General features: G+C 65.1%; 22 protein-coding genes. 6 read left to right on the forward strand and 16 right to left on the reverse strand.

Features of this window, described 5'->3' with window-relative positions:
- Positions 1–12: 12 nt before the first annotated feature.
- From deoC to ACOYW5_RS10930, 9 genes are all read right to left on the reverse strand, one after another.
- Positions 13–1,050, reverse strand: coding sequence for a deoxyribose-phosphate aldolase (gene deoC / locus ACOYW5_RS10890; RefSeq protein ID WP_423069271.1), 1,038 nt, complete (start codon positions 1,048–1,050; stop codon positions 13–15).
- Positions 1,051–1,111: 61 nt separating this feature from the next.
- Positions 1,112–1,519 (reverse strand): cytidine deaminase, encoded by a 408-nt coding sequence (locus ACOYW5_RS10895; RefSeq protein WP_423069272.1) that lies wholly within the window; start codon positions 1,517–1,519, stop codon positions 1,112–1,114.
- Between the two features lie 2 nt (positions 1,520–1,521).
- On the reverse strand, positions 1,522–2,487 hold the full coding sequence (locus ACOYW5_RS10900) for an ABC transporter permease (RefSeq protein WP_423069273.1): 966 nt from the start codon (positions 2,485–2,487) through the stop codon (positions 1,522–1,524).
- A 1-nt stretch (position 2,488) separates the two neighbouring features.
- Positions 2,489–3,625 carry an ABC transporter permease gene (locus ACOYW5_RS10905; protein WP_423069274.1) on the reverse strand — a complete coding sequence of 379 codons (1,137 nt, stop codon included), beginning with the start codon at positions 3,623–3,625 and terminating at the stop codon, positions 2,489–2,491.
- A complete protein-coding gene (locus ACOYW5_RS10910) occupies positions 3,622–5,172 on the reverse strand; it encodes an ABC transporter ATP-binding protein (RefSeq protein WP_423069445.1) in 1,551 nt (516 codons plus the stop codon). Before ACOYW5_RS10910 ends, ACOYW5_RS10905 begins: the two co-directional genes overlap by 4 nt.
- Positions 5,173–5,287: 115 nt before the next feature.
- Positions 5,288–6,298: a BMP family lipoprotein gene (locus tag ACOYW5_RS10915; RefSeq protein ID WP_423069275.1), complete on the reverse strand. Its 1,011-nt coding sequence runs from the start codon at positions 6,296–6,298 to the stop codon at positions 5,288–5,290.
- A gap of 157 nt (positions 6,299–6,455) precedes the next feature.
- Positions 6,456–6,788 carry a HigA family addiction module antitoxin gene (locus tag ACOYW5_RS10920; protein WP_423069276.1) on the reverse strand — a complete coding sequence of 111 codons (333 nt, stop codon included), beginning with the start codon at positions 6,786–6,788 and terminating at the stop codon, positions 6,456–6,458.
- Between the two features lie 11 nt (positions 6,789–6,799).
- Positions 6,800–7,072 carry a type II toxin-antitoxin system RelE/ParE family toxin gene (locus tag ACOYW5_RS10925; protein WP_423069446.1) on the reverse strand — a complete coding sequence of 91 codons (273 nt, stop codon included), beginning with the start codon at positions 7,070–7,072 and terminating at the stop codon, positions 6,800–6,802.
- Between the two features lie 96 nt (positions 7,073–7,168).
- The gene (locus ACOYW5_RS10930; protein ID WP_423069277.1) at positions 7,169–7,630 is read right to left on the reverse strand and encodes a CoxG family protein; all 462 of its coding nucleotides are present in this window, start codon (positions 7,628–7,630) and stop codon (positions 7,169–7,171) included.
- A 233-nt stretch (positions 7,631–7,863) separates the two neighbouring features.
- Between ACOYW5_RS10930 and ACOYW5_RS10935 the strand changes: the two genes are divergently transcribed.
- From ACOYW5_RS10935 to ACOYW5_RS10950, 4 genes are all read left to right on the forward strand, one after another.
- Complete coding sequence (locus tag ACOYW5_RS10935; RefSeq protein ID WP_423069278.1) at positions 7,864–9,051, forward strand: cell surface protein; 1,188 nt, start codon at positions 7,864–7,866, stop codon at positions 9,049–9,051.
- Between the two features lie 31 nt (positions 9,052–9,082).
- Positions 9,083–10,021, forward strand: a complete 939-nt coding sequence (locus ACOYW5_RS10940) for a DUF6384 family protein (RefSeq protein WP_423069279.1) — start codon at positions 9,083–9,085, stop codon at positions 10,019–10,021.
- 4 nt (positions 10,022–10,025) lie between these two features.
- The gene (locus ACOYW5_RS10945) at positions 10,026–11,576 is read left to right on the forward strand and encodes a hypothetical protein (protein WP_423069280.1); all 1,551 of its coding nucleotides are present in this window, start codon (positions 10,026–10,028) and stop codon (positions 11,574–11,576) included.
- A gap of 86 nt (positions 11,577–11,662) precedes the next feature.
- Positions 11,663–12,238 carry an NAD(P)H-dependent oxidoreductase gene (locus tag ACOYW5_RS10950; RefSeq protein ID WP_423069281.1) on the forward strand — a complete coding sequence of 192 codons (576 nt, stop codon included), beginning with the start codon at positions 11,663–11,665 and terminating at the stop codon, positions 12,236–12,238.
- A gap of 8 nt (positions 12,239–12,246) precedes the next feature.
- Here ACOYW5_RS10950 and ACOYW5_RS10955 read toward each other — a convergent pair whose 3' ends face one another.
- A complete protein-coding gene (locus ACOYW5_RS10955) occupies positions 12,247–12,828 on the reverse strand; it encodes a hypothetical protein (protein ID WP_423069282.1) in 582 nt (193 codons plus the stop codon).
- 99 nt (positions 12,829–12,927) lie between these two features.
- Between ACOYW5_RS10955 and ACOYW5_RS10960 the strand changes: the two genes are divergently transcribed.
- Positions 12,928–13,539, forward strand: a complete 612-nt coding sequence (locus tag ACOYW5_RS10960; protein WP_423069283.1) for a nucleotidyltransferase family protein — start codon at positions 12,928–12,930, stop codon at positions 13,537–13,539.
- Positions 13,540–13,676: 137 nt separating this feature from the next.
- Here the strand turns inward: ACOYW5_RS10960 and ACOYW5_RS10965 are convergent, their stop codons facing one another.
- The 6 genes from ACOYW5_RS10965 to ACOYW5_RS10990 all read right to left on the reverse strand — a co-directional run bounded on the left by ACOYW5_RS10965 (position 13,677) and on the right by ACOYW5_RS10990 (position 21,486).
- Positions 13,677–15,032, reverse strand: a complete 1,356-nt coding sequence (locus ACOYW5_RS10965; protein WP_423069284.1) for a metallophosphoesterase — start codon at positions 15,030–15,032, stop codon at positions 13,677–13,679.
- Between the two features lie 213 nt (positions 15,033–15,245).
- Positions 15,246–16,148 carry a transporter gene (locus tag ACOYW5_RS10970; protein ID WP_423069285.1) on the reverse strand — a complete coding sequence of 301 codons (903 nt, stop codon included), beginning with the start codon at positions 16,146–16,148 and terminating at the stop codon, positions 15,246–15,248.
- A gap of 341 nt (positions 16,149–16,489) precedes the next feature.
- Entirely contained in the window at positions 16,490–18,304 is a 1,815-nt protein-coding gene (edd, locus tag ACOYW5_RS10975; protein ID WP_423069286.1) for a phosphogluconate dehydratase, read from the reverse strand.
- Between the two features lie 40 nt (positions 18,305–18,344).
- The gene (pgl, locus tag ACOYW5_RS10980) at positions 18,345–19,037 is read right to left on the reverse strand and encodes a 6-phosphogluconolactonase (protein ID WP_423069447.1); all 693 of its coding nucleotides are present in this window, start codon (positions 19,035–19,037) and stop codon (positions 18,345–18,347) included.
- Between the two features lie 2 nt (positions 19,038–19,039).
- Positions 19,040–20,521, reverse strand: coding sequence for a glucose-6-phosphate dehydrogenase (zwf, locus tag ACOYW5_RS10985; RefSeq protein WP_423069287.1), 1,482 nt, complete (start codon positions 20,519–20,521; stop codon positions 19,040–19,042).
- Between the two features lie 38 nt (positions 20,522–20,559).
- Complete coding sequence (locus ACOYW5_RS10990) at positions 20,560–21,486, reverse strand: BadF/BadG/BcrA/BcrD ATPase family protein (RefSeq protein ID WP_423069288.1); 927 nt, start codon at positions 21,484–21,486, stop codon at positions 20,560–20,562.
- Positions 21,487–21,695: 209 nt separating this feature from the next.
- On the opposite strand from ACOYW5_RS10990, the gene cobU reads away from it, so the two are divergent.
- Positions 21,696–22,250 carry a bifunctional adenosylcobinamide kinase/adenosylcobinamide-phosphate guanylyltransferase gene (gene cobU, locus ACOYW5_RS10995; RefSeq protein ID WP_423069289.1) on the forward strand — a complete coding sequence of 185 codons (555 nt, stop codon included), beginning with the start codon at positions 21,696–21,698 and terminating at the stop codon, positions 22,248–22,250.
- The last annotated feature ends 2 nt before the right edge of the window (positions 22,251–22,252 follow it).

Consider the following 22,252-nt stretch of genomic DNA (forward strand, 5'->3'; position numbering starts at 1 on the left):
TCGGCGACATCGTCACACCATCGGCATGCGGTAGTCCGCAGCATAATGCCCAGTCAGCGTGTGCTCCAACTGCCGTTCGATATCCGTCAGCAGCGAGCTCGCACCGAACCGGAACAGATGCGGCTGCAGCCAATGCACGCCGAGCTCTTCCTTCATCAGCGCCATGTAGTCGAGCGACAGTTTTGCCGTGGCGATGCCGCCGGCGGGCTTGTAGCCGATCTCGATGCCGGTTTCCTCGTGGAACCACCGGATCATGCGGACCATGGACATCGAGGTCTGGAGGTTGGCGTTGACCTTTTCCTTGCCGGTCGAGGTCTTGATGAAATCGGCGCCGGCCAGCATGCAAACGAGCGAGGCTTTGGCCACGTTGGTCTGCGTCGCCAGTTCGCCGGTGCCAAGGATCGTCTTGATGTGCGCGTCGCCGCAGGCCTTCCGCATGGCCTTCACTTCGTCGTAGAGCGCCTGCCAGTCGCCGCGCAGCACCATGCCGCGCTCGATGACGATGTCGATCTCATTGGCGCCATCGGCGACCGACGCCTCGATCTCGGCGAGGCGGGTGGAGAGCGGGGCGAGGCCGTGCGGGAAGGCGGTGGAGACGGCTGCGACGTTGATGCCGGTGCCCTTCAGCGCATCGACGGCCGTCTTGACGAAGGAGTGGTAGACGCACACAGCGGCCGGCTTGATGTCGAGGTCGGTAGCGCCGAGGCCTTCCAGGATATCCTGCCGGACCGGGTGGCGGGCCTTTGCGCAGAGGCGCTCGACGCGGCCGGGGGTGTCGTCGGAATTGAGGGTGGTCAGGTCCATCAGCGTGATGGCCTTCAGCAACCAGGCAGCCTGCCAGTCCTTCTTCACGGTGCGGCGTGCGGGCAGCGTTGCGGCGCGGCGTTCGAGGGCCGAACGGTTCATGCGCACGCGCTCGACCCAATCGAGATCGAGCGGATAGCCGGGGTTGCGCCGATGCGAGGCAGCGGGCTGCAACGTAGGCGCGCTGGCCGCTTTGGCCTTGGCGGCGGCTTTGGTCTCAGCCTGATCGACGACGCGAAGTTCCATGGATGGCCTCCTTGCCTCCAACGGGTCTTACGCCCGTTTTGCGGCAACTTTCATACGGGCATTATCGGCCCAAAAACTCGGGTCCGAAAGAGTGCGGCAGGAGTTGCGCGACGGTCTGCTCGAGTGGTGCGCCATCGATGCCGTGCGAGACGACAACCACGTCCTGATCGGCGAATTCGCGGATGCGCTGGCGGCAGCCGCCGCAGGGGGTGACCGGAGTCACGCCCGGGCCGGTGGTGTAGACGCGCTTGATGCGCTTGGCCCCGCCGGCGAGCATCGCGGCGATGGCCGAGGGCTCGGCGCAGTTGCCGACCGGATAGGCGGCGTTCTCGACATTGCAGCCGACATAGATCTTGCCGTCATCGGCGAGAATGGCGGTGCCGACGTGGAAGTTGGAATACGGCGCATAGGCTCTGGCGCGCACGGCTTCGGCGGCAGCAAGGAGCTCGGGGTCACGGGCATGGGGCATGGCTAGCGCTCCTTGGTATAGGGCACGCCGCCGGCCTTGGGGCCGACCGCCTTGCCGATGAAGCCGGCGAGCAGCACCACCGTCAGGACATAGGGCAGCGCCTGGATGGCCTGCACCGGCACTTCGATGCCAAAGATCTCTGCCGACTGCAGGCGGATCTGCAGCGCATCGAGGAAGCCGAAGAGGAGGCAGGTGAACATCGCCGGCAACGGCTTCCATTTGGCAAAGATCAGCGCGGCGAGAGCGATGAAACCCTTGCCGGCGGTCATGTTGTTGCCGAAGCCCGAGCCCTGCGCGATCGAGAAGAAAGCACCGGCGAGTCCGCAGAGGAGGCCCGTAATCAGCACCGCCTGGTAGCGGAGCTTGACCACCGAGATGCCGGCGGTGTCGACCGCCTTGGGGTTTTCGCCCACAGCGCGCAGGCGCAGGCCGAAGCGGGTGCGGAAAAGCACGAACCAGGTGATCGGCACGGCAAGGAAGGCGATGTAGACAAGCAGGTTATGGCCCGAGATAAGGTCATGGTAGACCGGCCCCAGCACCGGGATGCCCTGCAGTTCGTCGGCGAAGGGCAGCGTGATGTCGGTGAAGCGCTCGCCGGCCTTGAGCTGCGGGGTACGGCCGCCCTGGGCAAACCACTGGATGCCGAGAAAAGTGGTGAGGCCGGCGGCCAGCATATTGATGGCGACGCCGGCAATCAGCTGGTTGCCCTTGAGGGTGATGGCGGCCGCGCCCTGAAGCGCCGCGGTGCCGATCGAAACCGCGAGGCCGGCGAGGAGACCCAGCCAGACATTGCCGGTGACGGCGGCAGCGGCGGCCGCGGCGAAGGCCGAGGCGAGCATCTTGCCTTCGAGGCCGATATCGAACACGCCGGCGCGCTCGGAATAGAGCCCGGCAAGGCAGGCGAGCAGCAGCGGAGTCGACAGGCGCAGCGTCGCATCGAGGGTGGAGAGGATGAGGCCCAGGTCCATCTCAGCTCTCCGACTTCACGCGGTTGGCGTCGAGCGCATCCGCCTTCTGCCTAGGCGACAGCGTCATGAACACGCGCTGCAGGCCCGGCCGGAACAGGCCTTCCATGGCGCCGGTGAAGAGGATGACCAGCGCCTGGATGACGACAACCATCTCCTTGCTCAACCCGGGGATTACGTATTGCAGCTCGTTGCCGCCCTGGTAGAGCGCGCCGAAGAGGATGGCGGCGAGCAGGATGCCGATCGGGTGGTTGCGGCCCATTAGCGCCACCGCGATGCCGACGAAACCGGCGTCGGCGACATAGTCAAGCACGAGGCGATACTGCACGCCGACCACCTGGTTGACCGCCACCATGCCGGCAAGCGCGCCGGAGAGTGTCATGACGATCATTATGGTGCGGGAGTTGGAGATACCGGCGTATGTCGAGGCAGTGGGGTTGTGGCCGAGCGAGCGCATCTGGAAGCCGAAACGGGTGTGCCAGATGAGGACATAGACGCCGACAAGGCAGACGAGCGCCAGCAGCAGGGTGAAGTTGACGTCGGTGTTCTTGAACCACGGGATGAAGGCGCCGAGCTTGGGCATGCGGCCCTCGGGGGCAATCATTGCGGATTCGGGCGCGAGGATGCCGGCGGGCTTCAGCACGTTCACCACCATGTAGACCATGATCGCCGAGGCGATGAAGTTGAACATGATGGTGGTGATGACGACGTGGCTGCCGCGCTTGGCCTGCAGCCAGCCGGGAATGAAAGCCCAGAAGCCACCTACGGCCGCGCCGGCGACGATGGCGATGGGAAAGGTGATCCACCAGGGCAGGAACTGGAGCGGGAGCGCCACCGCAATGACGCCGAGGCCGGCAATATAGGCCTGCCCGTTGCCGCCGATGTTGAACAGGCCCGCATGCGCAGCGAGCGCCACGGCAAGTCCGGTGAAGATGAAGTTGGTCGAATAGTAGAGCGTGTAACCGATATTGTAGCCGTTGCCGAAGGCGCCGGTGACAATGGCATTGAGCGCGGCCAGCGGATCCTGCCCGATGGCGAGGACGACAAGGCCGGAGACCACGAAAGCCAGTACCAGGTTCAGTAGCGGCAGAAGGATGACGTCGGCCCAGCGCGGCAGCGGTTTGAGGATGGCGCTGCTCATTCCACTATTCCTTCGGCCGCTACACGCGCCGGGGCAGCTGCCGTGTCGGTGACCCCGGCCATCATCAGCCCCAGTTCGCTCTCGGTGGCGGTGGCGGGGTCGGCTTCGCCGACGATGTGGCCATCGAACATCACGAGGATGCGGTCGGCGAGCGAGCGGATCTCGTCGAGTTCGACCGAGACGAGGAGGATGGCCTTGCCCGCATCGCGCATCTTGATGATCTGGTTGTGGATGAACTCAATGGCGCCGATATCGACGCCGCGCGTCGGCTGACCGACGATCAGCACGTCCGGATTACGATCCATTTCGCGGGCGAGGACGATTTTCTGCTGGTTGCCGCCGGAGAAATTAGCGGTCTTCAGCCGCTCATTGGCGGGGCGGATATCGAACTTCTTGATGCGGTCGCGGGCCTGGGCCCGGGCGGCGGCGATATCGAGGATCACGCCCTTGCCATAGGCGCGGTCATCCTCGTAGCCGAGCATGGCGTTTTCCCACTCCTCGAAGGCGGTGACGAGGCCCATGCGCTGGCGATCCTCGGGCACATGGGCGAGGCCGGCTTTCCTCGCGCGGTGGGCGCCATCGTCGCCCTCGAGCGAGAGCGGCGTGCCCTTCAAACGCACGGTGCCGCTGGCTTGGTCGCGCATGCCCGAAACGGATTCGAGCAATTCGGACTGCCCGTTCCCTGCAACCCCGGCGATGCCGACGATCTCGCCGGCGCGCACCGAAAAGCTCACGTCCTTGACGCGGGTGACGCCGAGGTCGTCCTTCACGACGAGGTTTTCGACCGAAAGGAAGGTCTCGCCGGGCTTGGCAGGGCCCTTTTCGACGCGCAGCAGCACGCGGCGGCCGACCATCAGCTCGGCGAGCTGCTCGGGATTGGTCTCGGAGGTCTTGAGCGTATCGACCATAGCGCCTTGGCGCATGACCGACACATAGTCGGTGATGGCCATGATCTCGCGCAGCTTGTGGGTGATGAGGATGATGGTCTTGCCCTGGTCGCGCAGCACGCGCAGTACGCGGAACAGGTCGTCTGCCTCGGCCGGTGTCAGCACGCCCGTCGGCTCGTCGAGGATCAGGACGTCGGCGCCGCGATAGAGCGCCTTCAGGATCTCGACGCGCTGCTGGGTGCCGACCGAGACGTCCTCGATGATGGCGTCGGGATCGACCTCAAGGTTGTATTCCTTCTCGAGCCGTACCAGTTCGGCGCGGGCGCGGACGAGGCTGGGGCCGATCAGCGCGCTGTCCTCAACGCCGAGCACAACGTTCTCGAGGATGGAGAAATTGTCGACCAGCATGAAGTGCTGGTGAACCATGCCGATGCCGAGCGCCAGGGCATGACGGGAATCGGTGATGGCCTGGGGGGTGCCGTTGACGCGGATCTCGCCCGAGTCGGCGGTGTAGAAGCCATACAGGATCGACATCAGCGTCGACTTGCCGGCGCCGTTCTCGCCGACGATGCCGTGCACCGTACCGCGACGGACCTTCAGATCGATGTCCTTGTTGGCGTGGACGGCGCCGAAGCGCTTGTTGATCTTGATCAGCTCGATGGCGAGCTCGGACGCAGCGGCGGCCGAAGACGCAGCGGCGGCCGAAGACGCAGCGGCCCCTTGGGGCCGCCGCGCAGTAGTGTCACCGTTAGGCACGGGGTCGGTCACGAGGACCTCAGACGCCCGGGCAGGTGCTGTCGGTGGTGTAGTCGTGCACCGTGATCGCGCCCGACTGGATGTCGGCCGAGAACTTGTCGACGGCGGCCTTGGTGGCGTCGTCGATCAGGGCCTTGTTGTTGTCGTCGAGCGCATAGCCGACGCCGTTCTGGGCAAGGCCGAGCACGGTGATGCCGGGCTTGAAGGTGGCGTCGTCGCCGGCTTCCTTGAAGGCGGTGGTGACGGCGACGTCGACGCGCTTCAGCATCGAGGTGAGGACCGAACCGGGGTGCAGGTAGTTCTGGTTGCTGTCGACGCCGATCGAGAGCTTGCCGGCGTCGGCGGCTGCCTGCAGCACGCCTAGGCCGGAACCGCCGGCGGCGGCAAAGACCACGTCGGCGCCGGCATCGAACTGGGCCTTGGTGAGTTCACCGGCGGTGACCGGATCGTTCCAGGCGGCCGGGGTGGTGCCGGTGTAGTTTTCGATCAGCTTGATATCGGGCTTGGCGGCCTTCGCACCCTGGGCATAGCCGCAGTAGAACTTGTGGATGATCGGCACGTCCATGCCGCCCACGAAGCCGACGGTGCCGGTGGTGGACTTGAGCGCCGCGAGCGCACCGACGAGGAACGAGCCGGTATGCTCGTCGAAGATGATCGACTGCACGTTCGGCTGGTCGACGACGGCGTCGATCACCACGAAGTTGGTATCGGGGAACTCGGCGGCGACAGTGCCGAGGGCAGTGCCCCAGGAGAAGCCGGCCATCACGATCGGGTTGGCGCCCTGCGAAGCGAAGCGGCGGAGCGCCTGCTCGCGCTGGGCGTCGTTCTGCAGCTCGAGATCGATATAAGTGCCGCCGGTCTCGGCCTTCCACGCCTCGGCACCGTTATAGGCCGCTTCGTTGAAGGATTTGTCGAACTTGCCGCCGAGGTCATAGATGATCGCGGGGTCGGCGAAGGCGGCACCGGCGACGAGGACCGAAGCGGCAACGCCAGCGGCGAGAGCACCGAGGTGCTTCGAAAAGAAGTTCATTGGAATAGTCTCCCTGTATCGCACCGGCAACGGCTCATTGCCGCCCTGACAACCGGCGCGTTGGGGAGGATACAATCTCGCAAAAAGGCGCTCGGCAAGGGGGATTCGCGCAAAACTTTGACCAAGTGGGCAAAATTTTGTGGGCTGCCGGATGCGGTCAGGCGCGCGCCCGTGGCTTTAGGTGCGGCCGGTTGTCGTTCCCGGCGTCGCGAGTATGGATTGCCGCGAGAGGCTCCCTCAGCGCCTCGGCTTCAATCGCAAGGTCGTAGCTGGCTTGCAGATTGAGCCACACATTGGGTGTCGTATCGAAGTACTTCGCCAGTCGCAGGGCCGTGTCCGCGCTGCCCATCTGTTCCTTGACGATGCGCTCTATGCGAGTGCGCGGCACCCCAAGTGCCTTGGCGAGGGCACCGGATGAGAGCTTCAGAGGGGCTAGGAATTCCTCCCGCAAGATTTCTCCTGGGTGAATCGGCGGATCGAACTTCAGCATCTCACTCTCCATCAGTGGTAGTCGACGATCTCGACGTCGTCAGCACCGCCATCCGACCAGCGAAAGCAGATCCGCCACTGGTCATTGATGCGAATGCTGTGTTGCCCGGTGCGATCACCCACCAGGGCCTCGAGACGGTTGCCGGGAGTACTTCTGAGGTCCCGGAGCTCTACTGCCTCATCCAGCCACTTAAGCTTCCGGCGGGCGGGAGAAACCAGATCAGCAGGGAAACCCTTTGGCGCGCGCCCGGAAGCTATCGCCTCAGCGTGCTTTCCCCTGAGGATCTGATCGTCTCCGGCCCCCGCGACGTATCAGTGACTGATGCATGGAGGAGCGTCGAGGGAAATGTATCACCGAACGATACGACACCCCGTGGAGGATCACGACGTAATCGGCGTGACTTCGGCGCCCATGGCTTGGCCGAAGCGTTCGAAGAAGCCGTCGATGACTTTCTGGGCGGATTTGCCGATGAGGGACTTGCCGAGCTTCATGATGCCGCCGTCGGCTCCGCCATCGGCGACAAAAACGAGGCGGGTGTGCTCGCCAGCGTCGCTCAGCGTGATATCGGCGGCGGCTTCGGCCTTGCCGAGGAGGCCGCCCCGACCCTTGCCGGCAAGCGTGTAGCTTTGCGCCGGCACGACGTTGCGCAGTTCGAGATCGCCGTTGAACACCGGCTGCATGAGGCCGAGATTGACCTCGATCTCGAGTTCGAGGGTCGTCGGGCCGGTCCAGTCGATGCGGCGGCAGCCGGGGATGATGGCCCTCAGCACGTTGGTATCGTTGAGCGCCTGCCACACCTTGGCGCGGGGGGCCGAAACCAGATAACTGCCACCAAACTGCATAGAGGCGATCCCTTCACTGCCGAGCGCAAGGCATAGCTAATGCCGGGGTGGCACGAGGGCAACCGCGCCGTCGGCGCAACGGTGCAGCCAAACTTCGACATGCGACCTTTTCATGAGGCTTTTTAGCACCATATGCCGCAAAACAGGCGCGTTGCGCATGACTAGTGTGGCATCCGGCGCCGGTAACGGGAATCATGTCGCCCCAAGGTGACCTACAGAGGAAGAGCATCCAAATGGCCACTGAAGTGATGGAAAAGCCGCTGCAGTATCTCGACAAGGCGATGACCTCGATCAAGAACCTCGGCATCTGGCCCGAGCAGCCGGCCGAGCAGCCGATTACCGGGTTGCTGAACGAGATCACCGCGCTCGACGAGAACAAGGTGATTCTGATCGGGCGGACGCTCACCCAGGCCAGCGCCTTCAACGAAGTGGTGCGCAGCCAGGTCGCCGCGATGAAGATCGGCGAGCGCTACGAGGACATCACCAACGGCTTCAACTCCATCCGCGACGATGCCAAGGGCATGGTCGACCAGCTCGACGACGGCAAGCTCGACCTGATGGAGCGCGCCTCGAACGTCTGGATGAAGGTGTCGCGCGGCGATATCGCGACCCGCTTCGACAAGATCCGCAACACCTATCTCGAGGTGTCCAAAGACACCAAGGACCAGGTCGATCGCGAGCACATCATCCTCGAGGCCTATCGCGATTTCCGCGGCGCGTTGAAGCAGGCCGAAGTGATGGCGCTCGAGCTGCTCGACACGGCGACCAAGCACCTCGACGAGAAGAAGGCGACGCTCAAGGCCGCCTCGGACTCCGTTGCCGCCTTCACCACCGGCACCCCGGCCGACCGGGCGCGGCTGGAAATGGACCGCGACGAAAAGTTGCGCGCGCTGCAGAACGAAGAGCGCCGCTACCAGATCACCAAGGACCTCAGCGACAACCTCACCATCTCCTACTCCACCTCGGAAGTGGTGATGGCACGCCTAATGCAGACGACGCAGGCCAAGGAGCGCGTCTACCAGCAGGCGATCTCGTTCTTTTCGACCAACGAGACGGTATTCACGGCGCTGTCGGCCTCGTTCACCGGTCTTTTTGGCCTGCATGAATCGACCGAGACGCTGAACGCGATGAAGGAAGGCATGTCGAAGAGCCTCGAGACGCTTTCCGAGATCGGCGACCAGGTCGGCGAGGCAGCCGTCCGTGCCGGCTACGGTCCGACCATTCGCGCCGATGCGGTCAAGAAGCTGGTCGACTCGGTGGTGAACTTCCAGGAGAAATCGCGCGTCATCATCAACGAGATGCGCGAGGCAGCGACCAAGAACTCGGCCGAAATCCGGGACGCGGTGGAAGACGGCAAGCGGCGCCTGGCAAAGCTGGCGGCCGAAGGTAACGCGCTGCTCCTGGAAGAGAAGAAGGCTTGAACCGCGAGGCGGAGCTAGTACTGGCTCGATCATGAGCACGACGACGGCGACCGAGAAGGCCCCGCTCGATGAGGTGATGCTGGCGATGGACGTGGTCGACACGCTCCGCCACCGGCAGGACCTGGTTGAGCGCGAGTTGCTGGGCGAGGCCCGCGAGAAGCAGCTGATCGACCGGCTGCGCGAAATCTATCACCAGCAGGGTATCGAAGTGACCGATGCGGTGCTGGCGGAGGGCGTGAAAGCGCTCGACGAAAGCCGCTTCACCTACACCCCGCCCAAGCCGGGTTTCGGCGTCAGCCTCGCCAAGCTCTATGTCAGCCGCAAGAAGTGGGGCCCGGCGGCCATCGGCGTCATCCTGCTGCTGACCATCGGGCTCGGCGGCTATTTCCTCGCCTACAAGCCGTTCCAGGACGCCCAGGTCGAAGGCGCGCGGGTCGAACTCAGCGAGAAGCTGCCGGCGCAGATGGACGCGCTCTACCAGACGGTCTTCGAGGAAACCAAGGTGCAGCAGGCGGCGACCAATGCCGAAGCTCTGCGCGAACGCGGCAAGACCGCCGCGGCCGAAGGCAACCGGCCCGGGGCCGAACAGGCGATCACCCAGCTGACGGCACTGCGTGACCGGATCCGGCAGGCCTATCAGCTCAAGATCGTCAACCGGCAGGACCAGAAGACCGGCTTCTGGACCTTCCCCGAGGTGAACACGGCGGCAACCAACTACTATGTGGTCGTCGAAGCCGTCGGCGATGACGGCAAGGCACTGACGCTGCCGGTCACCAATGAAGAGAACGGCCAGACCGAGAATGTCGCGATCTGGGGCGTTCGGGTGCCCGAGAGCACCTACAAGGCGGTCGAGGCCGACAAGAAGGATGACGGCATCGTGCAGCGCAACGTCCTGGGCATCAAGGAATACGGCTTCCTCGACGTCGACTATGTGATGCCAGTGCTCAATGGCGCGGTGACGAGGTGGTAGCGGCATGAGCCTTTCCGGCCCCGAAGCCCTCCGGTCGCTGGACGACGCGCTGCGCGACATCCGCCGCGAGGAGGATGAGATCGCCAAGCGCCTGTCGCGTTCGGCCGAGCTGGTCACCAAGTTCAAGGAGACCGAGAGCGAGCTGTTGCGGCAGCTGGCCGAGGTCCGGCTCGACCCGACGACGCAGGCAGAACTCAGCGGCCGGTTGAGCCAGGCCGAGACCAAGGCGCGCGAGATGCTGACCCGGCACGGCGAAGAGCTCAGCTCGGCCGAAAGCGGGCTCAAGGAACTCGACAAGCAGATCGCAAGCCTCGCCAAGGAGCGGGCGGAAAAGCTCGAGGCGGCGGCAGCGGCGCAGAAGGCCCTGAAGACGCTGTCGGACAAGGTGGCCGTCGAAGGGGTCAAGGACCCGGAATATGCCGAGAAGCGACGCGCGGCGGAACAGCTGGCGCAGGTGGCGGCCGAGAGCATCCGCAAGACCGAACAGGCCGAGACGGACAGGGAAGAAAAGGGCAAGCCCTACCGCGACGATTCGCTGTTCATGTACCTGTGGGAGCGCGGCTACGGCACCAAGAATTACCGCGAAAACAACCTCATCCGCTATCTCGACAGCCTGATTGCCGGGCTCGTCGGCTTTCCCGAGGCGCGGGCGAATTTCGCCATGCTCAACGAGATCCCGATGCGGCTGCGCGAACATGCGGAACGGCAGCAGCAGATCGCGGCGGCTGCAGCGGACGAGGTGACACGGCTCGAAAAGGCGGCGGTGGACGCGGCCGGCGGCCGGCCGATGCGCGAGCAGCTCGAAGCCGCGCAGGCCCGGATCAGCGCCATCGACGAAGCAATGGTGGTCGCCGAGGACAAGCGCGACGAGCGCGCACGCGAGCAGCGCGAGCTGGCGCAGGGCAGCGATCCGGCGTTCTCGTCGGCGGTGAGCGGGCTGGCGGAGGCGTTGGGGCGCGAGGATATCCAGACGCTGCTCGCAGCGGCACGGGCGACGCAGACGGCGCAGGACGACACGATCGTCAAGCAGATCGACGAGTCGCGGCAGCGTGCGGTCGAGGAAGACGCTGACAGCCGCGACCAGAAGGCGCGACTCAAGACGCTGGCGGCCCGGCGGCGCGAGCTGGAGGACATCCAGTACGAGTTCAAGAAGCAGAATTTCGACAATCCGCGCTCGAGCTTTGGCGAGGACAAGCTGGTCGGCGACTTGCTCAACGATTTCCTGCGCGGCGGCATTTCGGCAGCCGACTACTGGGGTCAATGGCGGCGCAGCCAGAACTGGCAGGGCGGCAGCCCGACGGCGCAACGCCAGCAGGATTCACCCTGGGGCGGCAATTCGGGCGGCTTCAGCTGGCCCGATTCGAGTTTTGGCGGCGGCTCATCGGGGAACCAGCGCGGTGGCAATAGCGGCTTCGGCGGCGGCTGGGGCCGACTGCCTACCGGCGGTGGCGGCTTCGGCGGTGGCTCATCGGGCGGCGGCGGTTTTTCGCGGCCACGCACCGGGTCGAGCGGCAACCGCACCAGCGGCGGATTCAAGACCGGCGGCGGGTTCTAGGACGGCAGTACCGGGTCCCTCGCTTGACCTTGGTCAATGCGACCAGTCACACTCGGTGCCACGATGCCCCATCGCGGAGCCGGCAGATGCGCATCTATGTCCTTTTCGCCCACCCCAACTCCGACAGCTTCAACGGTCGCCTGTGCGAGGCCTATTGCGCCGCGGCGAGTGCCAAAGGCCATGAAATCCGTCGACAGGATCTGTTCCAGCTGAGCTTCGATCCGATCCTGCGCGAGGGACTGCGGCGGGTGCAACCGCTGGAGAACGACCTGATCGCAGCGCAGGCCAATCTCAGCTGGTGCGAGCATTTCGTGCTGTTCTACCCGGTGTGGTGGGGCAACGTCCCAGCCCTGCTCAAGGGCTTCTTCGACCGCACGCTCTACTCCGAATTCACCTATCGGCACGACGCCAACGACCCGTTCTGGAAGAAGCTGCTGCAGGGTCGATCCGGCCACATCATCACCACCTCGGATGCGACGGCCGATTGGCTCGAGAGCCGGTACCACGATGCCGATATCAATGCCGTGCGGGCCGCGACGCTCGAGATCTGCGGCATGCGGCCGGTTGCGGTGACGCGGATCGGCGGGGTCAAGGACCTGAAGCCGCCACAGCGTGAGGAATGGCTCACGCGAATGGCAGAACTGGCGGCGCAGGCGCCCTGAGCCGGCTCCTATCCCGAATGCCCCGCACAGGCCGGTACATCCTTGATCGGCGCCTGCGACAGGATCGTCGAGAGCGGGATGTTGCTGAGGAGCGGTGACAGGCCGGTGGCGCCGGGGAGTGCGATGAGGGCGGAGACCGTGGTCTTCGCCGGATCGATCGGCTCGGTGCGGCAGAGGCGCGGGGCGAGCGAAACCGAGAGCGAGTTGGCGCCCTGTGGCAGAGTTTTCGCCCAAGCCTGGGCTTCGCGGATCGCTGTCTTGTCGGCGTCGGAAAAGCCGAAGAGGTAGTAATTGCGCTCGCCTGTAGGCGGCGGAAGCGTGCCGGCGAGTTCGTCGGCGTCGGCGATCACGAGGGTCGCCTTGATGTGCTTCTCGCCGCTCGCGGGCGACTTGATGTCGAAGCTGAGGGTCGAGCCCTCGGGGGCCGGCTCGAGCGAGGGTGGCAGGTCGAAGGCGAGCAGCAGGCTTGCGATATCGTCGTTGAGGTAATCGAGATTGCGCAGCTTGTCGCCGGTGCCGATCGGGATCGACGAGCAGGCGGCGAGAAGCATCACCAGCACCAGTGGGGCGAACCGCCAGCCCTTGCGCATAACATCCTCCCGAGTCGCGACAGATCAAGCGGTAGCGCGAGTTCGGCGGGGTTGCAAAGGAGCTTTCGGTGGGGCGTGGAATCGGGCCAGCCTCGCCCAATGAGCGAACACCTGAGACTGGCCGGAAGGCCGCAAGCGGAACAGGTTGCGGCAGTGGAGGCATTCCTCCGCGACGAGCCGGTGATGATGGCCGTGCTCGAGGGGCTGCGGAACGATAGGCTGCCCGACCAGTTGCTGGTGGCAGGGGCGATCTACAACCTGGTGTGGAACCGGCTGACCGGGCGCCCTGCCCTCGCCGGCATCAACGATATCGACGTGTTCTACTTCGATCCCGATACGAGCTGGGAAGCCGAGGACGTGGTGATCAAGCGGCTCGCGGCGCGGTTTGCCGACCTGCCATTGCCAGTGCAGGTGCGTAACCAGGCGCGGGTGCACTTGTGGTTTCCGCAGAAGTTCGAGGTGACGGATTTCGCGCCGCTGACCTCGTCGGCGGAAATGCTCGGTCGCTATGCCTCCAAGACCCATGCGGTGGGTGCGAGGCTCGCGGCGGATGGGACGATGAGCATCGTCGCGCCGTTCGGGCTCGACGACATCTTTTCCTTTCGCGTGGTGCCCAATCCGGTGCTGCCCAACCGGGTGGCGCATGAGGCGAAGGGCGCGCGGGCGAAGTCAGTGTGGCCGGAGGTCACAGTGGTGCCGTGGTCCGAATGAGACGCGGCACTCCCGTGGGCGCATCCACAAACCCCGATGTCGGTGGGCGGGCATGACGCCGGCGATGGTTGCCACATCCCGTGGGCCCCGGGTCAAGCCCGGGGATGACGGTGACAACGGGCGCGATCGTGCGTGGATTAATTCAGCGCCACCAGCACCGTCGCCTTGACCTGCGTGACCGGCTCGATCTCGGCGAACTCCAAATCCTCCCTGCCGAAATAGCTCTTCTGGTTCGTCGCAGACCAGTCGTTGGTGACGAGCTTGTAGGTGGGCTTGTCGGCCAGCTCGAGCGGCGAGGCGTAGAGGAAATCGCCGGTGCGGGCGGCAAGCGGGATATCACCATCCTGGTTGGTGATGGCGAGAATCTGATCAAGCGTGGCCCGATCGACTTCGGTGGTGACGAGCTTGCCGTCGAAGCGGACGACGGAGTCGAAGACGTATTTGGTCACCTCGCCCGAGGGCAGGCCGGTGCCGAAAGTGGTGTGACCGATGAAGCCGACATCGGCCCCGGCGGCGGCGGCAAGCGTGGCCGCGGCGAAGCGGGCGCTCTCGCCGAGAGTCTGGGCCGTCGGGCTGATGCCGACGATGGCCAGCTCTTCCGCGGTGAGGTGCTTGGCGAAGGTGGCGCCGATGAGCGCCGTGAGTTCTTCGTCGGCGGCACCGTTGCGATCGACGGCGACCTGGCGCAGCGAGAGGCTTTTGTCGGCGGCGATGTCGACGACAGTTATGAGGCTGCTCCACGAGCCGGTGTGGACGTAGCGCGTCTTGCCCTCGGCGTGCTCGAGGACCAGGTGGTCGTGGCCGCCGATGAGCAGGCTGCCATCATCGAGTAGCGGGAGGATGCCGCGGTCGGCAACGACGCCGGCATGGCTGAGGACGACGTGCAGGTTGCCGTCGGGAAGGTTGGTCTCGAGGTTGGCCGTGGCCCATTCGACCGGGTCCGGGATGCCCAACTGGTCGCGCGAGGTCTTGGGATAGGTGTTGAGCGCTGATGTCGCGATACCGACCAGCGCGATCGGGATCGGCCCGAGATCGAGCAGGAAGCCGGGCTGGGTGTAGAGTGCGCCGGTGCGGGTATCGGTGATGTTGCTGACGACAGTGATGCCCGCGCGGCGGGCGCGGGTGATCATCTGGGCGAGGTCGTTGATCAGGTCGGGCTCGTGATTGCCGATGTTGAGCACGGTCGGCGCAAGCCGCGACAGCTTCTCGAGCAGCTTCCAGTCGACTGCGCCTTCCGAGCGGGTGGCGACGACGTTCCCGAGCTCGAACACATCGCCATTGATCAGGATTGCGGCGGGCGCCGGGTTGGCAGCGATCTCGGCGGCGACGGCGGCGAGCAGCTGGGCGCTGCGCTCATAGGCCGAGTGGAGATCGGAGAGAATGATGAGGCGCGCGGCCGGGGTGGACTGGGCAAAGACCGGGCTGGTCAGGAGCGGCAGCACGGCGACGGTGCCGAGGAGTTGCAGGAGGTGGCGGCGGGTGAGAAGCGACATGATGAGCCCCGAGACGGATGGATGCGTTTCGGTATCGTGCGTTTGAGTCGACGGCGTGACAATGGGGCCTGGGGCCAGGCGCGAGGTGCCTTCCCAACATCCATCCTCTCAGTCGCTATCCGCGGACCCATGGGATGTTGCCGATATCGCTGGGTCCCCGGGTCAAGCCCGGGGATGACGGCGATCGGGGGAGGCCCAGCGGCGGAGGATGAACTAGAACAGGAAGGCTGAGACGATCTCGAACGTGCGTCCGGACGAATCCGGCACGTTGGAATAGACGAGTTCACGGTAGCTGAGGCGCATGGCGAAGGAGGGACTGAGCACCAGGCCGAGGGTAGCGCCGAATGCGAGCGTCTCGAGCTCGTCGTCCTGGGCGTAGCCATCGTAGGAGGTTTCGCCGCCGATCTCGTAGTAACCGTCGATCGCGGCCCAGAGGCTGTTGCCGAAGTTGCGGGTGATGTGGCCCTCGACCCCGAAGATGGGGGCCTGGCTCATGACGTCGGCGCCACCGAACGGTTCATCATTGTCGCCGAAGATCACGACGCCCGGCCGGATTTCGAACGTCATCAGTTCCGGGTCGAGCATGGTGTCGCCGAGCACATAGGTGATCGGAACACTGGCCGTCAGCGACCAGCGGTTCTGTCCGAGGCTGACGATCCGGTCCGGATCATAATCACCGGTGGGGAGGAACAGCTTGGCCTCGACGCTGGCCTGCAGGCTGGTCGGCACGTACTGGAAATATTCCTGAGGGGAGAGCGACGGCATCCCGAGCAGTCCGAACGAACCGCCGACGAACATGTCGCCCTGGGCAATGCCGGTATCGACATCGAAGGGCCCGGCTTCGAAGGAGACGTTGCCCACGGGCATGCCGATCAGCACAGTGCCGACATTGCCGAAGGCGTCGAACGTGTGTTGGAAGGACGGGGTCAGGACGCCGACATCGAGCGTACTCGCGCCGAGGTCGATCGTACCTTCACCGTGGAGGAGCGTCGTCGTCAGGCTGATGTTGCTCGAGCCCTCGGGACGCAGATGATTGGAACGCGCCCCATCCCAGGACAGCGCGCCGGTGACCATGGCTGCGGATGCCGCAACCGCTACGAGTATCCTTGTAAGCACCCTTGCCTCCCCTCGACCGGTCGCATCGGCAACCGCCACAGCCGGCGCAAACCAGCCCCCAAGCAGGGAGAGTGCACTTGCATTAAAGTAAGGCCAAGAAGTTTTTGGCTATCGCCAATCACATCCGTCGCAGACGTGGCACGCGATCCACAGCAGGCTCGGTATCGTTGGATGATCCGCCGGGGAAACTGCCCCACCTCTACTGTCGTCATTCCCGCGAAAGCGGCAATCCAGTGCGGACTCTCGGCCTCCACCAGCGCTGCGGCATCCCAGTAGGTTCCCGCTTTCGCGGGAATGACGGCGGGGGGGTGAGCGATGTGCCCGCGTGCAAGGTCGATGCCTCAGCCGAAGACGCTGGCGCCCCGATCCGCGGTGCCGACCAGGGCTCTGAAGCCGGCGAAGAGTTCGCGGCCCATGCCGAAATGCTCACGGCGGAGGTCTTCGGTGGCGGGGGTGCGGGAGAAGAACTCGCGCTCGTCGCCGAGGAAGGTCAGCGTGCCCTCGTTGGCGTCGAGGCGAATCAGGTCGCCGTCGCGGATCTTGGCGATGGCGCCGCCATCCGAGGCTTCCGGGGTCATGTGGATGGCGGCCGGGATCTTGCCCGAGGCGCCGGACATGCGGCCGTCGGTGACCAGCGCGACCTTGAAGCCACGGTCTTGCAGGATGCCGAGCTGCGGGGTCAGCTTGTGCAGCTCGGGCATGCCGACCGACTTCGGGCCCTGGAAGCGAACGACCGCGATGACATCGCCGTTAAGCTCGCCGTTCTTGAACGCGGCCTGCAGCCCCTCCTGGGTGTGGAAGACGCGGGCCTTGGCCTCGATCACCCGGTTCTCGGGCTTCACGGCCGAAACTTTGATGACGGACTTGCCGATATTGCCCGAGAGCACCTTCAGCCCGCCATTGGCGGAGAAGGCGTCCTTGACCGGCGCGAGCACCTTCGGGTTGCCCGAGACTGCCGGCGAGGGTTCGAAGGTCAGCTTGTCCTCCAGCAGCTTGGCCTCGACGGCGTAGCCCGAAAGACCGGCGCCCCAGACGGTCTTGACGTCTTCGTGCAGATACCCGGCCTCGAGCAGTTCGCGGATAAGGAAGCCCATGCCGCCGGCGGCGTGGAAGTGGTTCACGTCGGCGATGCCGTTAGGATAGACGCGGGCAAGGAGCGGAACAGCGCTCGAAAGATCCGACATGTCCTCCCAGGTCACCTTGAGCCCGGCCGCCGCGGCAATGGCGACGAGGTGCATGGTGTGGTTGGTCGAGCCGCCGGTCGAGAGCAGGCCAACAAGGCCGTTGACGATGGCCTTCTCGTCGACGATGTGGCCGATCGGGGTGTAGTCGTTGCCTTCGGCGGTGAGCGACAGCGCGCGCTTCGCCGCCTCGCGGGTCAGCGCTTCGCGGAGCGGCGTGTTCGGGTTGACGAAGCTGGCGCCGGGCAAATGCAGGCCCATAATCTCCATGAGCATCTGATTGGAGTTCGCCGTGCCGTAGAAGGTGCAGGTGCCGGGCGAGTGGTAGGACTTGGCTTCGCTTTCGAGCAGCTCGGCGCGGCCGACCTTGCCCTCGGCATAGAGCTGGCGGACCTTGGCCTTCTCGTCGTTGGAGATGCCTGTCGGCATCGGACCGGCAGGGACGAACACGGCCGGCAGGTGACCGAAGGTCAGCGCGCCGATCATCAGGCCGGGGACGATCTTGTCGCAGATGCCAAGATAGACCGCGGCATCGAACATGTTGTGGCTCAGCGCGATCGCCGTCGCCATGGCGATGACGTCGCGGCTGAACAGCGAGAGGTCCATGCCCGGCTGTCCCTGGGTCACGCCATCGCACATGGCGGGCACGCCGCCGGCGACCTGGGCCGTAGCGCCGATCTGGCGGGCGGCGTCCTTGATGATCTCGGGATAGGTCTCGTAGGGCTGATGGGCGCTCAGCATGTCATTGTAGGAGGTGACGATGCCGAGGTTGAGCGACTTGGAGCCGGCGAGCTTGGCCTTGTCGGATGGCGAACAGGCGGCGAAGCCGTGGGCGAGGTTGCCGCAGGCCAGCGCGGCGCGATGCACGCCCTGGATGCGCGCCCCCTCGATGCGTTCGAGATATTCGCGGCGCGAGCCTGCACTCCGGGCCGCGATGCGCTCGGTGACTTCCTGGACGGCCTTTACGACGGACATTCTTTGGCTCCTTGGGGGGAACCCAGTAGAGGCAGTTTCCTCACGGGCTCCAGAAGATATTCATTGGCGTCTGGGTCTGCCTGAGTACGGCACGGATCGGCATGTCCTCGATGGGACCGTCGCCCGAAGCCACCTCCAGCGTCGCCAGCTTCTCCTCCCCCTCGATATGCAGATAGAGTCCCGAGGTGTCGAGCAGGCGCCTCAGGACTAGCGTCACCCGGGGCTCCCCAGCGCCCGGAGCCCGGATGGCAATGGCCGGCCCCTCGCCGGTCAACGCCGCGGTGAGACTATCACCACCGGGGAAAAAGGATGCGGTATGTCCGTCATTGCCCATCCCGAGGATGACCGCGTCGAACGGGGTCGGGAGGGCGTTGATGGCAATGTTGGTGCGGGCGATGGCCGCATCGGTCGGCTCGTCGCCGCCGGACCAGAGCGGCACGAAGCGGGCGACGGCCGCCGGGCCCTGCAGCAGCTTCTCGTTGACGAGGCCGGCATTGGAGCGCGACGAGGTTTCCGAGACCCAGCGCTCGTCGACGAGCGTGACGATGACCCTCGACCAATCGACGGTGCGGTTGCGGCCGAGAACCTGGAAGAACCGGGCCGGCGTCGAGCCGCCCGACACGGCGAGGACGGCCTGCCCGCGCGCTTCGATCCCGTCATTGAGGTGACCGGCGACGGCCTCGGCCAAGCCGAGCGCCAGATCCTCCTTGGTACCAAAGCTGCGTCGCGTCACGTTCAAAGATCATCCTCATGCCAGGTGCGGCCATCTCGTTCGATCAGCGCAATCGCGCCGGTCGGACCCCAGGTGCCGGCAGTATAGGTCTGCGGCGCGTCCGATGCAGCATCCCAGGCATTGCGGATCGGATCGATCCAGCTCCAGGCGGCCTCCAGTTCGTCGCGGCGCATGAACAGGGTCTGGCTGCCGCGCACGACGTCGAGCAGCAGGCGCTCGTAGGCCTCGGGCGTACGCTCCTGGAAGGCTTCGGCGAAACTCAGGTTGAGCGGCACCTCGCGCAGGCGCATGCCGCCCGGGCCCGGATCCTTGATCATCAGGAACAGCTTCACGCCCTCGTCGGGCTGGATGCGGATGACCAGCCGGTTGGGGCGCGGGGCGCCCTCGGCGTGATCGAAGATCGAGTGCGGGATATTGCGAAACTGGATGACGATCTCGGAGGCGCGCGAGACGAGCCGCTTGCCCGTCCGGATATAGAAGGGCACGCCGGCCCAGCGCCAGTTCTCGATCTCGGCCTTGATGGCGACGAAGGTCTCGGTGCGCGAGCCCTTCTTCTCCTCGGGCAGTTCATCCTGGTAGGAGGCGACCTGCCCACCATCGACGCTGCCGCCGCGATACTGGCCGCGCACGGTAACGCGGCCGACATCGCCGGTGGCGATGGGCTTTAGGGAGCGCAGCACTTTTAGCTTCTCGTCGCGCAGCGCATCGGCGGCGTCCGAGGCCGGGGGCTCCATGGCGACGAGGCAGAGGAGCTGGATGATATGGTTCTGCACCATGTCGCGCAGCGCGCCGCTCTCGTCGTAGTAGCCGCGGGTGCCGGCGCCGACCGATTCGGCCACGGTGATCTGCACATGGTCGATGCGGGCGGAGTTCCAGATCGGCTCGAACAGAATGTTGGCGAAGCGCAGGGCGAGGAGGTTCTGGACGGTCTCTTTGCCGAGGTAGTGATCGATGCGGTAGACCTGATCTTCCTTGAAGATCTTCGACACTTCGTCGTTGATCTCGATGGACGACGCGAGGTCGTGGCCGAGCGGCTTCTCGATGACGACGCGGGCGTCGCGACGATAATAGCCCTTCTTGAGGATGTAGTCGCAGGTCGGCCCGAACAGGTCCGGCGCGATGGCGAGATAGAAGGCGCGCACGATCTTGGGATCGTCGCGGAGGTTATTGCCCAGGTCGCCCCAGTGCGCCTCGTCGGTCACATCGTTGGCGACGTAAGAGAAGATCGAAATGAAGCGGTCGACGGTCTTCTTGTCGAGATAGGACTTTTCGACGAAGGCCTCGAGCGACTCGCGCGCCAGCTTCTGGAACTCGGCATCGGTGAGCTTGGTGCGGGACACGCCGATGATCCGGCTGGTATCGCCGAACTGGCCATCCTTGAAGCGGTGGTAGAGCGCCGGGATGAGCTTGCGTTTGGTCAGGTCGCCGGTCGCGCCGAACACCACGTAGTCAAAGGGCTGGACCGGGATGATGCGGCTGGACACGCTAGTCAGGCTCCTGTCGTGGAAAGTCATACTGAGGCTCAGGCAAAGTTCTGCTTGGCAAGAATAACAGCGCCATGCAGCGGTTCATCGACCGGGCGGACGATGAAATCGCCATACCGCTCGATCATCAGGGGATAGAGGCGCGTGCCGAAGCCGCCGACGGCGGCCATGCGGGTGACGCCGCGCGCCTTGAACCAGCGCACGTAGTTGTCGATGTAGCCGAGCTCGACGGCCATCAGCTTCTTGGCCACCGGATCGCCCTGCTCGAAATAGTCGAAGAACAGCGGGATCAGCGCGCCAAATTCGGCTGGCGCGCGGCCGAGCAGCGTCGATGGGGCACCCGATGTCGCGGGCATGGGGCCGCGCGGATCCTGCGGGAACGACCAATCCATCACGGCATCGATCGAACCGCCGAGCTTGGCGATCACCGCCTCGGTCAGCGGAGAGCTTTCGACGAGACCATCGGCGGCTTCGACGGAATAGCGGACGAGCTCGCGGCCAAGGATGGCGCCGCTCATCTGGTCGCCGATCTGGAAGCCCCAACCGCCGGCCTGGTGGCGCTGGCCATCGACCATGGCGAGGGCGGCGGAGCCGGTCCCGACGATGATCACCGCGCCATCCTCGCCGCCATGGGCGCCGGCGCGGGCGATGTCGATATCGTCGTAGACCTTGACGCCGGCGAAGGGCCAGCTGCGCTTTTCGAACGCCTCGCGGGCCGAAGGCAGGCGGCCACCCGCCATGCCGAAGCAGGCGTGGGTGTTGGCGGTCTCGGCGTAATCGATTCCGGCCTTGAGGAACGCTTCCCTGGTCCCCTCCATGATCGACCGGTAAGCCGGCTCGCCGGCCTCGATCTGCAGGTTGGAACGACCACCAGCCGCATCGGCCAGGGTCTTGAGGTTCTCGTCGGCAAGACGGATACGGCAGTTGGTGCCACCACCATCCACCCCGAGATAATACCTAGCCACGGAACGCGCTCTCCAGGAGAAAAAAGCTGGCGACCCGAGAAGCCCCCCGAGTCCGGCGCGGACCATAATGCCAATGGGTTTCAGACGAAAGTAGAATAAGCGACCGGTTGCGCCGAGGAAGGCCGCTTGCTGCATGGCTCGCATGCGAACAAGGTGCGCGCAAGGGAGCCGATGCGGCTAGCGCGCATTTCTATGGCTAGGAGGCCGTGATGGGTCACGTACTGGTGTTGGGCGGAGCACGATCGGGCAAAACCGGCTTTGCCGAGCGGCTGACCATGAGGGCGGGGACGCGACCGGCCTATCTCGCGACGGCGCAGGCGCTCGACGACGAGATGCGCGAGCGGGTGCGGGCGCACCGGGAACAGCGTGGGCCGGAATTCGCGACGATCGAGGAGCCGCTGAGGCTGAGCCGTGCGATTACCGAGGCCGCCAGGAAGCACGATGCGATCCTCGTCGATTGCTTGACACTCTGGATCACCAACCTGATCATGGCCGAGGAGAATGTCGCGGCGGCGGTGGACGAGCTGCTGGCGACGCTGACGGAAACCCAGGGCAGCCGGGTGATTCTGGTGTCGAACGAGGTCGGACTCGGGATCGTGCCCGATAATGCCATGGCCCGTATGTTTCGCGATCTCGTGGGCTCGGCACATCAGCGCGTCGCCGAGATTTGCGACGATGCGTATTTCGTGGTGGCCGGGCTGCCGATGGTGCTGAAGGGCTCGCCACCCGTGCCCGAGGTGATGCGGCGGGTGCATGAGGCCTGAGG

Origin of the sequence: Devosia sp. CN2-171 (assembly GCF_049354815.1) — a bacterium.
In the GTDB taxonomy this organism is placed as follows: Bacteria; Pseudomonadota; Alphaproteobacteria; order Rhizobiales; family Devosiaceae; genus Devosia_A.

Coding starts and splice junctions, on each gene's coding strand:
- ACOYW5_RS10950 (WP_423069281.1), top strand. CDS start 11,663: ATGCGCATCTATGTCCTTTTCGCCCACCCCAACTCCGACAGCTTCAAC.
- ACOYW5_RS10895 (WP_423069272.1), bottom strand. CDS start 1,519: ATGCCCCATGCCCGTGACCCCGAGCTCCTTGCTGCCGCCGAAGCCGTG.
- ACOYW5_RS10920 (WP_423069276.1), bottom strand. CDS start 6,788: ATGCTGAAGTTCGATCCGCCGATTCACCCAGGAGAAATCTTGCGGGAG.
- ACOYW5_RS10955 (WP_423069282.1), bottom strand. CDS start 12,828: ATGCGCAAGGGCTGGCGGTTCGCCCCACTGGTGCTGGTGATGCTTCTC.
- ACOYW5_RS10905 (WP_423069274.1), bottom strand. CDS start 3,625: ATGAGCAGCGCCATCCTCAAACCGCTGCCGCGCTGGGCCGACGTCATC.
- ACOYW5_RS10935 (WP_423069278.1), top strand. CDS start 7,864: ATGGCCACTGAAGTGATGGAAAAGCCGCTGCAGTATCTCGACAAGGCG.
- ACOYW5_RS10965 (WP_423069284.1), bottom strand. CDS start 15,032: ATGTCGCTTCTCACCCGCCGCCACCTCCTGCAACTCCTCGGCACCGTC.
- edd (WP_423069286.1), bottom strand. CDS start 18,304: ATGTCCGTCGTAAAGGCCGTCCAGGAAGTCACCGAGCGCATCGCGGCC.
- ACOYW5_RS10945 (WP_423069280.1), top strand. CDS start 10,026: ATGAGCCTTTCCGGCCCCGAAGCCCTCCGGTCGCTGGACGACGCGCTG.
- ACOYW5_RS10900 (WP_423069273.1), bottom strand. CDS start 2,487: ATGGACCTGGGCCTCATCCTCTCCACCCTCGATGCGACGCTGCGCCTG.
- ACOYW5_RS10915 (WP_423069275.1), bottom strand. CDS start 6,298: ATGAACTTCTTTTCGAAGCACCTCGGTGCTCTCGCCGCTGGCGTTGCC.
- ACOYW5_RS10960 (WP_423069283.1), top strand. CDS start 12,928: ATGAGCGAACACCTGAGACTGGCCGGAAGGCCGCAAGCGGAACAGGTT.
- cobU (WP_423069289.1), top strand. CDS start 21,696: ATGGGTCACGTACTGGTGTTGGGCGGAGCACGATCGGGCAAAACCGGC.
- deoC (WP_423069271.1), bottom strand. CDS start 1,050: ATGGAACTTCGCGTCGTCGATCAGGCTGAGACCAAAGCCGCCGCCAAG.
- ACOYW5_RS10930 (WP_423069277.1), bottom strand. CDS start 7,630: ATGCAGTTTGGTGGCAGTTATCTGGTTTCGGCCCCCCGCGCCAAGGTG.
- ACOYW5_RS10940 (WP_423069279.1), top strand. CDS start 9,083: ATGAGCACGACGACGGCGACCGAGAAGGCCCCGCTCGATGAGGTGATG.